The following is a 13,317-nucleotide window of genomic DNA, read 5'->3' as shown; positions in this document are numbered from 1 at the left end:
TTTTTTAATTATCTTTACTATATATCAAATACTAATATTATAATTTACTTTTTAAATGAAAAAATTTACGATAAGTGTATTTTCACTTTCCGCGGTTCTATTTTTTAATCTTTCAAATGCGCAAAAAAAGCCAATGAAGGATGCTAAACTAATGACGACAAAATCAGCCAATGTAAAAGATGTTGGTTTAAATTTAACTTACGGCGATTCTTCGGTAAGACCACAGGATGATTTTTATAATTATGTTAATGGTGGATGGATGAAAACTGCTGTTATTCCATCAGATAAACCAAGTTGGGGTTCTTTTAATGAATTGCGTGAGCAAACGGACAATTCTTCCTTGGAAATTTTAAATAAAATTTTAAGCGAAAAATATACGGCAGGTTCTGAAGGACAAAAAATTCAGGCTCTATATGCATCATTTTCTGATTTGAAAACGAGAGATGAGCAGGGCATAAATCCTATTAAATCTGATTTAGCTAAAATTGATGCTTTAAATTCTATTGGAGATCTTCAAAAATATCTTATCGAAGCAACAAAAACCGGGGATAATCCATTTTATAATTGGGGCGTTTCATCAGATTTGAAAAATTCTAATATGAATGCTATTTACTTAGGCGGACCAAGTTTGGGTTTAGGTAAAGATTACTATCAGAAAAAAAATGAAGCAAACACAAAAGTTTTAGCAGAATATCAGAAATATGTTGCTTCTATGCTAAACGTTTTAGGTGAAAAAGATGCTAGTGCAGGTTCAGAAAGAATTGTTTCATTTGAAAATAAACTGGCTTCCTACTTATTGACTTTAGAGCAGGGTAGAGATGCTACTTTGAGATATAATCCAGAGACGATGGCTCAGCTTAAAGGTTTGGTGAAAAATGTTGATTTGCCAACATATCTTACAAGCGTAGGTGTAAATACTGACAAAGTAATTATCGGTGAGCTAAATTATTATAAAAATATGGATTCTTTTATGACGGAAAGCAATTTGCCGTTAATCAAAGAGTATATGAAATATAATATGCTTTCAGGAAACGCCGGCAGTTTGTCCCAAAAATTAGATCAGATGAAATTTGATTTTTATTCTAAATATTTACAGGGACAGGAAGTGCAAAGACCAATAGATAAACGTGGCTTGGGCTTGGTAAATGGCGTTTTAGGCGAAGCTTTTGGTAAATTATATGTTGATAAGTATTTTCCAGCTGAGGCGAAAGAGCAAATGTTAACTATGATAAGCTACATAAAAAAAGGATTTAAAGAACATATTGCCAATTTGCAATGGATGTCGCCTGTAACAAAGGAAAAAGCACAGGAAAAATTATCAAAATTTACCGTGAAAGTGGCTTATCCGGATAAGTGGAAAGATTATTCTAAATTAGCTTTAAAGTCACCATCAGAAGGTGGAACACTATATTCCAATTTACAAAATGTATCAGATTGGAATTACCAGAAAAAACTGGAAAAAATCGGTAAACCAGTTGATAAAACTGAGTGGGGAATGACGCCTCAAACGGTGAATGCTTATTATAGTTCTTCAAATAATGAGATCGTTTTTCCGGCTGCAATTTTACAGCCACCGTTTTTTAATTTTAAAGCAGATCCTGCAGTAAATTTTGGTGGAATTGGTGCCGTAATAGGCCACGAAATTTCTCATGGTTTTGATGACAGTGGTTCTAAATTTGACGGAGATGGAAATTTAAATAACTGGTGGACAGACGCTGACAGAAAAAACTTTGACGCAGCAACTACAAAATTGGGCGAGCAATACAGCGCTTATGAACCCGTAAAAGGCACTTTCGTGAACGGTAAATTTACAATGGGTGAAAATATTGGCGATTTAGGAGGTTCTTCCGTAGCCTACGATGCACTTCAAATGTATTTAAAAGACCACGGAAATCCGGGAAAAATCTCTGGATTAACTCAGGATCAAAGATTTTTTATGAGTTGGGCAACCGTTTGGAGAACAAAATCTACGGATAAAGCGACCAGTAATCAGGTGAAAACAGATCCGCACTCGCCGGGATATTACCGTGCATTTGGTCCGATCATCAACTTAGATGCTTTCCAAAAAGCGTTTGATCTGAAACCTGGTGACAAACTTTATAAAGCGCCAGCAGACAGAATCAGAATCTGGTAATCTTAATATTTAATTTTAAGGCCTTTCAGAATATTCTCTGAAAGGCTTTTTTATTTCTTAACTTTAATGCTTATTAAAATCTAAAGATGAAATTCAGAACAGAACAAAATATAGTTTTAGAAAACAAAACAGGCAGAAAGTTTTTAGTGGACAATTACACGCCGGAAACGTCGGAAAAATTACCATTGGTGATTTTTGCGCATGGTTATAAAGGTTTTAAAGATTGGGGCGCGTGGAATTTAATGGCAGAAAAATTCGCGAAATCAGGTTTTTTATTTGTTAGTTTTAATTTTCCTATGAATGGAATTGGCCTAGAAAATACCTCAGAATTTAGCGATATTGAAGCATTTTCTGAAAATAATTACACGCAGGAATTAGATGATCTTAATGTCGTGATTGATCATTTTTCAAAGTTCGAAAATGTTGATTCTTCTAAAATAACTTTACTCGGTCATTCTCGTGGTGGCGGAATTTGCGTTTTAAAAGCGGCGGAAGATTCAAGAATTTCTTCTTTAATTACTTTGGGAAGTGTAGATTCCATGAACCGTTTTGTAACCGGTGAACAATTGGAAAATTGGCAAAATACCGGGATTTATAATACGTTTAACAGCAGAACGAAGCAGCAAATGCCTCACAAAATTCAGTTTCTAAATAATTATCTGGAAAATAAAGAAAAGCTGGATGTTGAAAAAGCCGCAAAATCTTTAAATATTCCAACTTTAATTATTCACGGGAAAAATGACGAAAGTGTAAAAACTTCAAATGCAAAGAATTTAAATAACTGGATTAAAAATTCCAAAATAATTTTAGTGGAAAATACCGGTCACACCTTTAATACCAAACAACCCTGGACGGATTTTAAACTTCCGGTCGCAATGAATTTTGTGGTAAATGCCACGATTGATTTCCTTAAAAATATTGCTTAAATTTTATTGTCTTAAAATCGTCCAGGCTTCAGAAATTTTACTTTCTAAAAGTAAATTCTGTGCTTTTTTATGTATTTCTAAATCAGATGAAAAATTTCCGCTTGGAAGTTCTTCAACATTAGCCAACATTCCAAGATCATTTCCGGTAAAAACAGATGATTTCTTAATTTCATCAGGCAATTGATCATAACCAATTCCTTTTTTAACCAAAGGTTTTGGCACTTCAAATAAGGTTTCTGCGGAAGTTTTTCCATACCAGTTTCCGCCCAATCTTGATACGAGATTCAGTTTCTTTTGGTCTAATTTTTCATTTTCATCTAAAAATTCTTCCCGAACGTGAACCTTTAAAACTTCACAAATGATCAAATTCCCTGCGCCACCTTCTTTACCTAAAGCTTTTATTTCTAAAACTTTACACTCCATATTCACCGGACTTTCAACAATTAATGGCGGTTTAACCAAATCGGCGGGTTTCATGGTTAAACCTGTTTTTACAAATTCATTGACACCATCGTCATATTCTGTGGAAGAGAGAGAAACCTGCTGCACCATATCAAAATTTACATTTCCAATCACAACTTCCGGTACTTCCAAAAGATTTTCTAATGTATGTTTTGTCGTATTATCGCGAACTCTTCTGGCTGGCGAAAAAATAACAACCGGCGGATTTGACGAAAAAATATTAAAAAAACTGAAAGGTGACAAATTCACATTTCCATTTTTATCAACGGTAGAAGCCAGCGCAATTGGTCGAGGAGCGATCGCTGTCTGCAATAAAGTTTGTAATTCGAGATTATTAAGGTCTTTTAAGTTGATTGATTTCATAGTTTATTTTACACATTAGTTTATTAGTGACAGCTTCGATTTTAGTGAACATAAAAGCACATAAGTTTTATAAACAAATTTGATTATTAGTATTTAAAACTTTGATTTTAGTTTGGAAGCAATATAAAAGTTTTATGTTTTATTTAAATTACTAAAATATTTGCTGACGAAGGTTTCATGACCTTCGTGATAGATATTGTTAACATTAAAATTCACCAAAATTGATTTTGGAACTTTTAATAAATTCATGTAATTCATGGTCTGAGCGCGGTGAACATTATTTATATCCGCTACAGATTTTATTTCCAGAACGATTAAATCTTCAATAAGGAAATCGCATTTTACTTTGCAATCAATCATTTTTCCTTTATAATCAAACGGAATTGACAGTTCAGATTTATATTTTATGCTAATTATTTCAAACTCCTTTTTCAAACACTCGTGATAAAAATTTTCAAATAAACCAGCGCCAGCAATTTTATGAACTTCGATACATGCTCCCGTAATTTTGTATGTTAATTCATTTATAAATTTCTGTGTAATTTCCATAAATTTTTTTTAGTTAAAAGAATTTTCTATTTTCTAAACTAATGTGTTCTAATGTTAACTAAAATAAGGATAAGTAAAAAAAACTTATGTGTTTTAATAAATTATTTCGCAGGCAAAATCTTCCCCGAAACTTCCCCAAAACCAACACGAATTCCATCTTTTTCTGCCCACCCTTTCATGGTAATTGTGTCATTATCATTGATGAATTTTCTTTCTGAGCCGTCATTTAAAGTTAAAGGATTCGTTCCTCGCCACGTTAATTCCAACATAGAACCATAAGAAGATTTGTCTTTCCCGGAAATTGTGCCTGACGCGTAAAGATCTCCAACCTCAACATTACAGCCATTTACCGTGTGATGCGCAAGTTGCTGCGCCATATTCCAGTACATATATTTGAAGTTACTTTCTGAAATTAAATTTTCATCGCCGTTTTCAGGTTTTAAATAAACTTCTAAATTAATATCAAAGTTTTTGTCACCATTAAATTTTAAATAATCTAAAACTTCAGGTTCCTGCTTTGGTGAAGATGTTCTGAATGGTTCAAGCGCTTCCAAAGTCACGATCCACGGAGAAACCGATGAGCCGAAATTTTTCCCTAAAAATGGCCCGAGCGGCACGTATTCCCAGGATTGAATATCTCTTGCAGACCAGTCGTTAAATAAAACCATCCCAAAAATGGAATCTTCAGCTTTTTCTACTGAAATTGAATCGCCCATTTCTGTATTTTCATTAACGATAAAACCCATTTCAAGTTCAAAATCCAGTTGTTGTGATGGACCGAAAATTGGTGAATCTGCGCCAACTGGTTTCGTTTGTCCTTTTGGGCGAAAAATTTCCACGCCTGAAATTACAATTGAGGATGCTCTGCCGTGATATCCCACGGGAATATGTTTCCAGTTTGGCAACAATGCATTTTCAGGATCACGAAACATGGCGCCAACATTTGTTGCATGTTCAATACTAGAATAAAAATCGGTATAATTTGGAACGTGAACAGGCATCATCATCTGCACCTGATCAAGATCAAAAAAACAGTCGGCTATACTTTTTTCATCTTTAGACAAAGAAGAATTTTCAGAAAATAATTCCTGCAATCTTAAACGAACTGCATTTGTGACAGGTTTTCCCAGTTCTATAAACAGATTTAAAGTGTAAGCTTCAAAAAGATTGTCGTCTAAACCTTCAATATTATCTAAAAATCCAAAGTCATAAAGCGTGGCAAGATCTACCACCATATCGCCGATCCGCGTACAGCAGGCAATATATTCATTGTTAAAAACTGCTACACCAAAAGGAATATTATGAATTGAAAAATCTGATTTTGAGTCGTATTGAATAAAAGAAGTCATAAAATTTAATGTTAAAATTAATGTGTAAAAGATACGAAATCGCTATTAAAAAACTTGCAAACAAGCAAATGAAGATAGCGAGATAGCATAAAAAAAAAGGAAATATTTATGAAAATAAAAAACTTTGCTCCGTTGAAGAAGCAAAGTCTGTGTTATTTTTTATCTAAATAGTGGGTTTCAAGCCATTTTTCTCTAGTGTTGATATCTATCAAATACCAGTAACCTTTGTAAAAATTTAAAAGTAAATTATAAACTTTTGGCATTGCGATTTTTTCGCCTTCCAAAATATCAGCGCGAACAGAAATACTGTTGTGGTTTCTGACAATGTCACCATTAAAAATATTAGAAAATTGATCGCCGGTTTTTTTATCATCAATTAACTCGATGATCTGAACTTTATTTTCAGGTAAAAATTCGATGATGTGACGTTCAGAATGATCATCTGCATTTACTAGAACAAAGAATTTTTTACCTTCAATGTTGTAGTTATCGTATTCTTTCTGGGTTTTAGTGTTTGCTTCCAGTTTATCTAAAATCTTGGAAATTGAGCCAAAATTTTGTGCTTGCAGGTTAAAAGTGGCCATTAAGAGAACACCCGTTACCAATATTTTTTTCATGAATTTTATTTAAAATTAAGCGGCAAATATCCAACAAAAAATTTGATTATAAATTACCTCTTTTTTCCTGTTCTTTTTCTAACGCTTCAAATAGAGCTTTAAAGTTACCCGCGCCAAAACTTTGTGCGCCGTGTCTTTCGATGATTTCATAGAAAAGAGTAGGGCGATCTTCTACAGGTTTTGTAAAAATTTGAAGCAAATAACCTTCTTCATCGTGGTCAATTAAAATTCCCAGTTCTTGTAATTTTTTGACATCTTCATCAATAACGCCAACTCTTTCCGGGATCATATTGTAGTAAGCTTCCGGCGGTGCGCCAAGAAATTCTACGCCTCTGGATTTTAAATCAGTTACAGTTTTTATAATATCTTTTGTTGCAACAGCAATATGTTGAACGCCTTCGCCTTCATAAAAATCCAGATATTCTTCAATTTGGGATTTTTTCTTTCCTTCCGCTGGTTCATTGATCGGGAATTTAGAAAAACCGTTCCCGTTGCTCATTACTTTTGACATTAAAGCAGAATATTCTGTATTGATCTGTTTGTCGTCAAAGGATAAAATATTAACAAATCCCATTACTTCTTCATACCATTTTACCACAGGAATCATTCTGTTCCAACCTACATTTCCTACACAATGATCTACGTATAAAAGTCCGACATCAGTAGGATTGTAGTCGCTTTCCCATTTTACAAAACCTGGCATAAATTCACCAGAATAGTTTTTTCTTTCGATGAACATGTGGACAGTTTCGCCGTAAGTGTATATTCCCGACATTCTTACTTCTCCGTTTTCGTCTGAAATAGTGGTTGGTTCCATGTACATTTTTGCGCCACGTTTTGTGGTTTCTTCATACGCGCTGTAAGCATCATCTACCCAGAGTGCCAAAATTTTAACGCCGTCACCGTGAATTTTTTGATGTTCTACAATTGGCGAACTGGAATTTAAACCTGAAGTTAAAACCAGTTTTATTTTCCCTTGTTTTAAAACGTATGAAACACTTTCGCGATTTCCGGTTTCAGGACCTGAGTAAGCTAGACTTTGAAAACCAAAAGCCGTTTTATAATAATGCGCCGCCTGTTTCGCATTACCGACGTAAAATTCTAAATAATCTGTACCGTTGATCGGCAAGAAATTCTCGGCTTGTGCTATTTTTTCGGCGAAAGTAAGTGTGGACATCTTGTTTAATTTTATGAGTGAAATTTACAAAATTTATAAAGAATTGAAAGGTCTGATTTTGAGGCTTTCTTGATTTTTAAATGTGCTTTTTTATTTCGGTAGAAGATATTTATATGCTAAAATCTATTTTAGCGTTTTGGCGTTTGGCGATGTTGCGGCTAAAAATGCAAAACTTTTCTATTATAAACGAAACTTCGGAAAATCTGAAATCTTTAAACTTTGCGAAAATTCCGCACTATTGCAAAACCGCTGTTGTGCGTTCGTTTTTTTAACCAAAACCATTTACATGTAAATCTTTTAGTTCATCATCGTTAATGTAATATTTTATTTGCCAATAATAACTTCCACCATCGTTAACCAAATAAAATGTATTTAACCACATCTTTGGTTTTTCATTGTCACTCAAAAAAGAATTGATTAAAAGATACTTTTTTCCGTCTTTATCAATACATCCAAAATACTGTCGCTTATATTTAATTAGATTTTCCTCAATTACGGGACCTGACGATTGATTTATGTGATTTTTATTTATTACTTTAAGTTCTGTTAGTAATTTTAATTCTGCTTTATCAATTTCTATTTTAGAAGGTGTAAAACGATTTTTCGGCAAAAATTTTCCATACGATTTAGGAAATATCGCAATATTAAATTTTTCTGTTTTATAATTTTTAGCAATATTTTTCTGACTGAATAATAAAGGCGAAAAGGTGAGAAATACTAAAATTGAGTAAAAGATTTTAATTTTCATAGTATTTATTTAAAATGTCGCATAACGGTTGGGTATTTGCGAAGAAAGCCCCTATTCACAGAGTAAATTTGGGGCTTCTTTTGCAAATACCATGTTGGCAGAAGATTCTTTATTTGTATAGCGAAAGTTCGATAAAATTGTTATCACGTTTTATTTTTTCTTTTTGCCTTTCTTCCTCAATCCGAATCATATCAGAAATTGAGTAATCTTTTCCATCATAATTAATACTATATCCAAGTTTAGAATTCAAAAGTGAAAATTTTGTGTCTTTGGCAGGGTCTTTCTTATAAATTTTCCACTGTTTATTAAAGTCTTCACTACTTAATTCTTTTTCATTTAACTTATTTATTTTGAAGAAATTGTTATACCCATATGAATTTTTTTCAATACCTAAAAATTCAAATTTATGATTAGATTTTGAATCTTCAATTTCTAAAATTAATCCAGGTAATCCAAAAAATTTAAATGGTCCATCATTAATTGGAATTTCTTTTGAATACCAAGCAACCCAGTCTCTATTTCCAAAATTTGCAATTGCTTTTTGAACTGGAAAACCTTTTAATATTTTTCTTTCTGGTTCTAATTTCCATTTAATTTTTGTGCTGTCGTTTACTGCATAATTTGTTGAACCTAAAGTTGTATGAAATACCAATTCGAAATTTGGATATTTTTTTTCTACAAAAAATTGAATTTTAGAATTGTCTGCCTCCACAACATTTTCATTTTTTTTATGTTTTGCTATGGAAATAGAATCATATTTATATTTAGGATAACTATAAAAGACCGAACCTTTATCTTCAGTATCTAATACCATCATTTCACTTTCAACAAAATTATTAGTTGAATCTTTTTTGAAACTGTAATTATACATTACTCTAAACTCTTGCGCTGCAACTATTGTATTTAAAAATAAAATTAAAAACACAAAGAGCAATTTATTTTTCCCACTCATAATTTTTTTCTATTCCTCCTCTAATAATTTTTTTATTGGTAAATACCGTTCCAGAAGGTGCACCTCCAATCATTTTATTAAACTTTTTTTCATTTTCCTGATTTTTTAATTCTAAAAAATCTTTCAGGCTTATTGTTTTTACATTCTCTGGCAATGATGGGGTTTCTACTTTGCTTTGATTATTTTCTTCAACTGAAATAGCTATCCATGAATTAAATTCAGGATTATCATTATCACGAATTTCTAAAATTAAACCATTTAGTCCTTGAAATTTATATGGACCGCTATTATAATTCAATTTTTTAGAATAAAATGCAATAATGTTTGAACCGCGAAATTCTAAAGTTGCTTTATTGCAAAGATATCCTGCAATTGTTTTAGTTTCCTTATAGCTCGTATTCCAATTTATTTTTGGCAACAGGTCTTCTATGTAATAGTTAGTACCATTAATATAGTTGTTAAAGATCACTTTATTATCAAAGTTTTTGTAATAGATAATTTTATGTAGTTTCTCCTTTATAAAGAATGCTGCTTCGTTGGTTCCTGAATTCATTGCTTTTTTTTCATCAAAACTATTATTAACGATTGAATCTCGAATGCTGAGCACCTTATTATTAGAAATATATAAATCCTCTTTAAAATTTGTATATTTCGACGTCTGATTTAAATATTCGACATGTAAATTTTGAGCAAGGATTATATTTGATATTAAAAATAATATAAAAATTGATTTTCTCATTTTATTAAATTTAGATATAAAAATGTGGTAGAGATAATTACTACCACAGATTTTAATTAGATTTTAATTAAGTTTTAATTACCTTCATTAAGTTCGTCTAATCTGTATTTCCCTAAATCTTGACAATTTTGGTAACTGTATGCCCAATAAGTTTCAGTCCAAGTATAAGTTGAGCCATCACTACCATAAGCTGTAAAAGTCATAGTACAAGTTCCTTTCGAAAATGTAACATTATCTTTTGTCACAACTGTAGAATTACTTTCAACCGCAGAAAGATTCATTGACAAAAGCGTAGTCGCAACTACAGAAAAAAATAATTTTTTCATATAAAATTTTTTATTTAAAATATACCTACTTTCAGGTTTCTTAAGGTCGCTGTTTCGGTTAGTCCGACCGCTGGTTTTCAATTCAAATAGGTACTTTGGTATCAAAGCGTTTCAAGTATTATCTAAAAGCGTGAATCAAAGTTCCACTTTCGATTTTTTGATAACTTTTCTTATGAATTTTCTGCCAACGGTTTGCGTATTGGCGATGGTGCGGCTTTAACGCGGAAACTTTCTTAATATAAATTAATCTTCGGAAAATCTAAAGTGGTTAAACTAACGATTCCTCCGCACTATTGCCAATACGATGTTGCAAGATGCCATATTCCGAAGTGTTTCGACTTGTTACGAATATTTAGTTTAGTTTCTTTAATTCTTTTTCAGTAATGATTATCGCATAGACAGATAATATTGTAAACTGCACTCCTGAAATAATTAAAATAGATTTTGGATAAACACCAAAAATAACAGGTATTTGGGTAATTAAAATTATAGGTATGGTAATTATCCATTTCTTCGTAAAAAATGATTGGGCAAATTCCCAATTTTTCTCATTTTTCATAGACAATTTTGTTCTATAACCTATCATATAATTAATTTCTTTTGGTTTATAAAAATAGAATAGTAGAATAACACTAAAAATTGATAAATCAAAAATTAAAATGTTTTGGATATTTTCTGCCATAATGTAAAGTTTAAATTATAATTTTTGTTTAAAGGAATTAAGTAAATGCTGGACGCTGCTAACATCATAAAGAAAAATGATGCTAAACCATGAAATATTAGAATGTTGAAGTGAAATATTGTCGCAACAATAAAAAGTACAATTCTTCTTTTATCATTCTGACTAACAAATATAAATGATGCCAAAATAAATTCTAATAAAATTGTTCCCCATGTAATTATTGTAGTTATATATTCATTTGCTAAAAAATGTTGAGCAAAATTTCTGAAAGGTTCTGCAATACCAAAATACTTATGAGTTAGCCAATAATAAGCCGCGGTGCCATTAGACCATTCTTCAATCGCTAGTTTACCAACAAAAGCATGTAAGTAAATTACACAAATCTGTACCAAAATTAAATTGTAAAAAATTTTTTGAATTAACTTTAAAAAATAGTTGCTATTGAATGTGATTCCATTTGAATTCCAGTGATTTTGGCTTTTGTCTAGTACTGTAAGCGGTAAAAGTAATAGTGTTAAATTTGACGCAATTTGGTCACCTCCGTCAAAGACATCACAAGAAATCAAAAAACTATATGTTACATACCAATGTAGAATTCCAGAAAATTTTGGGTAGAATCCTGAAATAACAAATAGTAATACCATAATGGCAAAAAATTTCGCCAGAATGGTATTACCTAAAATAAAAAATAAACTTGCATTATAATATGTAAAACTAACTTCGGGCGGATTATTACCAAACAACGTGTAATTTGAATTAGATATAAGTGTTAATAAAGTTCCTATGGCTAAACTAGTTCTGCAAATGTTATATGCATTTAATGAAACTTTCATTTAATAGTAAATTTATAATAATATTTTTTTGGTGATTTAAAATTTGATGCCCATGCCCAAGGAATTCGTTCTTCACTTACAGCGACGTAATTGCCTGTCTTTAATTTCGAATCAGAATTATGACCAAATCGGAATGTATTGAAGTTTTTATCAGCAAAAACTTCTTCGTTATTAGTAAATTTCCTCCATTTTACAGGCGTGCTAAAAACTGACCCCATTGCAAAACTTACTCTCCTATTATTTCTTTTTAATCCGAAAATTAAATATAAATTTAGAGATGAACTGGTATTGATACAACGAAGTTTATTTTTATCAAATTTGTAAAGCATTATTTCGTTCTCACGAGCATTTCTCGTGAAAAATGCCCACCCTTGTGGTATTGCGTTTTTAATAATAACTGTTTTATCATTAAAATGAAATCCATTTTCATTATTAAATGAAGTTAGAACAATAAAAACAATACCAATAGTGATTAATAAATGTAAATTAGATAAACATAATTTTTTAAAGTTTCTCATAAATTTGATTAACCAATATTTCATTTTTTAATTTGCTGTTACTTAAATCCATTTTGTTACAATTATTTCTAACATAATAATAGCAAAAGACGAATGCACCAATATTTACTGCAACACCTACCGAGACGGCTAAAGCAATATAAACAGCAACTCCGATAAATGTTGGTCCAATCAGACTTTCAATTTCTTTATCTCCATATTCTTTTTGCATATAATCTTTGAAAGCTTGTTGATTTAAAGTTCCATCCTCATTTGTAAAAACCTTTACATCAACATTTTTTGCTATTTTCATTCCAAGAACATAGCTATCTCGCAATTCTGGAATTGCCATTAAAGCTTTTTCGATTACAGTTTTTAAGTCTTCAATTGACGCCGAAATTCTATAGTGATCTTTGGAATATAAATCACTTTTAAATTCATCAAAATATTTGGGATTTTGCTCCAAAATTTTATCATCTATTTTATTTATTGTCTTAATATATAAATCTTTTTGTTTTTTATCCAAAGTACCCGTAATGGCATTCATTTCGTTTACATGGTCAAGATTTAATTTATTTGAAGTACCAAATACAATTTCATTAAAAAGTACTTTTCCAGAAACTTCCTCTGGTTTTTCAAAATTATCCACGTCATTCGACCTATTGCAACTTACAAATAGGAAATTGAACAGTATTAGTACAATGAAATAAGGGTTTTGTGAAATTCTTCTAATTTTTTTCATGTTTTAAATTTTATAAATTAATTTTTCTGCTTTGATACAAACATTAATTAGCAGGTTTATTAATATTCGCATTTTCTGAGAAGGTTAGCCTCTTTTTTAACCGTTGTTTGTTATATGGTTTCTTGCAACGTTTTGCGTATTGGCGATGGTGCGGCCTTAACGCGGACTTTCTCTATTAAAAATAATGTTCGGAACATCTAAAATCGTCAAACTTGCGATTT

15 protein-coding genes are annotated in these 13,317 nt (G+C 31.3%); 2 read left to right on the top strand and 13 right to left on the bottom strand.

The annotated features are described in order from the left end of the window. Positions 1–55 precede the first annotated feature (55 nt). Together BM238_RS12315 and BM238_RS12310 are read left to right on the top strand one after the other, a co-directional pair. The gene (locus tag BM238_RS12315) at positions 56–2,134 is read left to right on the top strand and encodes a M13 family metallopeptidase (RefSeq protein ID WP_090081650.1); all 2,079 of its coding nucleotides are present in this window, start codon (positions 56–58) and stop codon (positions 2,132–2,134) included. A gap of 86 nt (positions 2,135–2,220) precedes the next feature. Next, positions 2,221–3,060 carry an alpha/beta hydrolase family protein gene (locus tag BM238_RS12310; protein WP_090081647.1) on the top strand — a complete coding sequence of 280 codons (840 nt, stop codon included), beginning with the start codon at positions 2,221–2,223 and terminating at the stop codon, positions 3,058–3,060. Between the two features lie 3 nt (positions 3,061–3,063). Here BM238_RS12310 and BM238_RS12305 read toward each other — a convergent pair whose 3' ends face one another. From BM238_RS12305 to BM238_RS12240, 13 genes are all read right to left on the bottom strand, one after another. Further along, complete coding sequence (locus BM238_RS12305; protein ID WP_090081644.1) at positions 3,064–3,885, bottom strand: flavin reductase family protein; 822 nt, start codon at positions 3,883–3,885, stop codon at positions 3,064–3,066. 132 nt (positions 3,886–4,017) lie between these two features. Next, positions 4,018–4,434, bottom strand: a complete 417-nt coding sequence (locus BM238_RS12300; protein ID WP_090081640.1) for a GxxExxY protein — start codon at positions 4,432–4,434, stop codon at positions 4,018–4,020. A gap of 101 nt (positions 4,435–4,535) precedes the next feature. Then, a complete protein-coding gene (gene fahA, locus BM238_RS12295; protein ID WP_090081635.1) occupies positions 4,536–5,783 on the bottom strand; it encodes a fumarylacetoacetase in 1,248 nt (415 codons plus the stop codon). Between the two features lie 152 nt (positions 5,784–5,935). Beyond that, positions 5,936–6,400, bottom strand: coding sequence for a hypothetical protein (locus BM238_RS12290; RefSeq protein WP_090081631.1), 465 nt, complete (start codon positions 6,398–6,400; stop codon positions 5,936–5,938). Positions 6,401–6,446: 46 nt separating this feature from the next. Beyond that, positions 6,447–7,577: a 4-hydroxyphenylpyruvate dioxygenase gene (gene hppD / locus BM238_RS12285; protein WP_090081626.1), complete on the bottom strand. Its 1,131-nt coding sequence runs from the start codon at positions 7,575–7,577 to the stop codon at positions 6,447–6,449. Positions 7,578–7,845: 268 nt separating this feature from the next. Next, complete coding sequence (locus BM238_RS12275; protein ID WP_090081617.1) at positions 7,846–8,325, bottom strand: hypothetical protein; 480 nt, start codon at positions 8,323–8,325, stop codon at positions 7,846–7,848. Positions 8,326–8,434: 109 nt separating this feature from the next. Beyond that, on the bottom strand, positions 8,435–9,277 hold the full coding sequence (locus tag BM238_RS12270; protein WP_090081613.1) for a GLPGLI family protein: 843 nt from the start codon (positions 9,275–9,277) through the stop codon (positions 8,435–8,437). Then, positions 9,261–10,016 (bottom strand): GLPGLI family protein, encoded by a 756-nt coding sequence (locus BM238_RS12265; protein WP_090081608.1) that lies wholly within the window; start codon positions 10,014–10,016, stop codon positions 9,261–9,263. Before BM238_RS12265 ends, BM238_RS12270 begins: the two co-directional genes overlap by 17 nt. A 74-nt stretch (positions 10,017–10,090) precedes the next feature. Then, entirely contained in the window at positions 10,091–10,342 is a 252-nt protein-coding gene (locus BM238_RS12260; RefSeq protein ID WP_090081603.1) for a hypothetical protein, read from the bottom strand. 352 nt (positions 10,343–10,694) lie between these two features. Further along, a complete protein-coding gene (locus BM238_RS12255) occupies positions 10,695–11,024 on the bottom strand; it encodes an SdpI family protein (RefSeq protein ID WP_090081599.1) in 330 nt (109 codons plus the stop codon). After that, positions 10,997–11,857: a sporulation-delaying protein SdpB family protein gene (locus tag BM238_RS12250; RefSeq protein ID WP_090081596.1), complete on the bottom strand. Its 861-nt coding sequence runs from the start codon at positions 11,855–11,857 to the stop codon at positions 10,997–10,999. Before BM238_RS12250 ends, BM238_RS12255 begins: the two co-directional genes overlap by 28 nt. Continuing rightward, positions 11,854–12,375 carry an SdpA family antimicrobial peptide system protein gene (locus tag BM238_RS12245; RefSeq protein WP_177205470.1) on the bottom strand — a complete coding sequence of 174 codons (522 nt, stop codon included), beginning with the start codon at positions 12,373–12,375 and terminating at the stop codon, positions 11,854–11,856. The genes BM238_RS12250 and BM238_RS12245 overlap by 4 nt, the downstream gene beginning before the upstream one ends. Further along, complete coding sequence (locus BM238_RS12240) at positions 12,362–13,096, bottom strand: sporulation delaying protein family toxin (RefSeq protein ID WP_143093390.1); 735 nt, start codon at positions 13,094–13,096, stop codon at positions 12,362–12,364. The genes BM238_RS12245 and BM238_RS12240 overlap by 14 nt, the downstream gene beginning before the upstream one ends. Positions 13,097–13,317 lie beyond the last annotated feature (221 nt).

Origin of the sequence: Halpernia frigidisoli, from assembly GCF_900113805.1 — a bacterium.
GTDB lineage: Bacteria > Bacteroidota > Bacteroidia > Flavobacteriales > Weeksellaceae > Halpernia > Halpernia frigidisoli.
This window is presented reverse-complemented; position numbering and strand designations above follow the sequence as displayed.

Excerpts from the sequence above, each read along its gene's own strand:
- BM238_RS12315 (WP_090081650.1), top strand. The coding sequence starts at position 56 with ATGAAAAAATTTACGATAAGTGTATTTTCACTTTCCGCGGTTCTATTT.
- BM238_RS12310 (WP_090081647.1), top strand. The coding sequence starts at position 2,221 with ATGAAATTCAGAACAGAACAAAATATAGTTTTAGAAAACAAAACAGGC.
- BM238_RS12305 (WP_090081644.1), bottom strand. The coding sequence starts at position 3,885 with ATGAAATCAATCAACTTAAAAGACCTTAATAATCTCGAATTACAAACT.
- BM238_RS12300 (WP_090081640.1), bottom strand. The coding sequence starts at position 4,434 with ATGGAAATTACACAGAAATTTATAAATGAATTAACATACAAAATTACG.
- fahA (WP_090081635.1), bottom strand. The coding sequence starts at position 5,783 with ATGACTTCTTTTATTCAATACGACTCAAAATCAGATTTTTCAATTCAT.
- BM238_RS12290 (WP_090081631.1), bottom strand. The coding sequence starts at position 6,400 with ATGAAAAAAATATTGGTAACGGGTGTTCTCTTAATGGCCACTTTTAAC.
- hppD (WP_090081626.1), bottom strand. The coding sequence starts at position 7,577 with ATGTCCACACTTACTTTCGCCGAAAAAATAGCACAAGCCGAGAATTTC.
- BM238_RS12275 (WP_090081617.1), bottom strand. The coding sequence starts at position 8,325 with ATGAAAATTAAAATCTTTTACTCAATTTTAGTATTTCTCACCTTTTCG.
- BM238_RS12270 (WP_090081613.1), bottom strand. The coding sequence starts at position 9,277 with ATGAGTGGGAAAAATAAATTGCTCTTTGTGTTTTTAATTTTATTTTTA.
- BM238_RS12265 (WP_090081608.1), bottom strand. The coding sequence starts at position 10,016 with ATGAGAAAATCAATTTTTATATTATTTTTAATATCAAATATAATCCTT.
- BM238_RS12260 (WP_090081603.1), bottom strand. The coding sequence starts at position 10,342 with ATGAAAAAATTATTTTTTTCTGTAGTTGCGACTACGCTTTTGTCAATG.
- BM238_RS12255 (WP_090081599.1), bottom strand. The coding sequence starts at position 11,024 with ATGGCAGAAAATATCCAAAACATTTTAATTTTTGATTTATCAATTTTT.
- BM238_RS12250 (WP_090081596.1), bottom strand. The coding sequence starts at position 11,857 with ATGAAAGTTTCATTAAATGCATATAACATTTGCAGAACTAGTTTAGCC.
- BM238_RS12245 (WP_177205470.1), bottom strand. The coding sequence starts at position 12,375 with ATGAGAAACTTTAAAAAATTATGTTTATCTAATTTACATTTATTAATC.
- BM238_RS12240 (WP_143093390.1), bottom strand. The coding sequence starts at position 13,096 with ATGAAAAAAATTAGAAGAATTTCACAAAACCCTTATTTCATTGTACTA.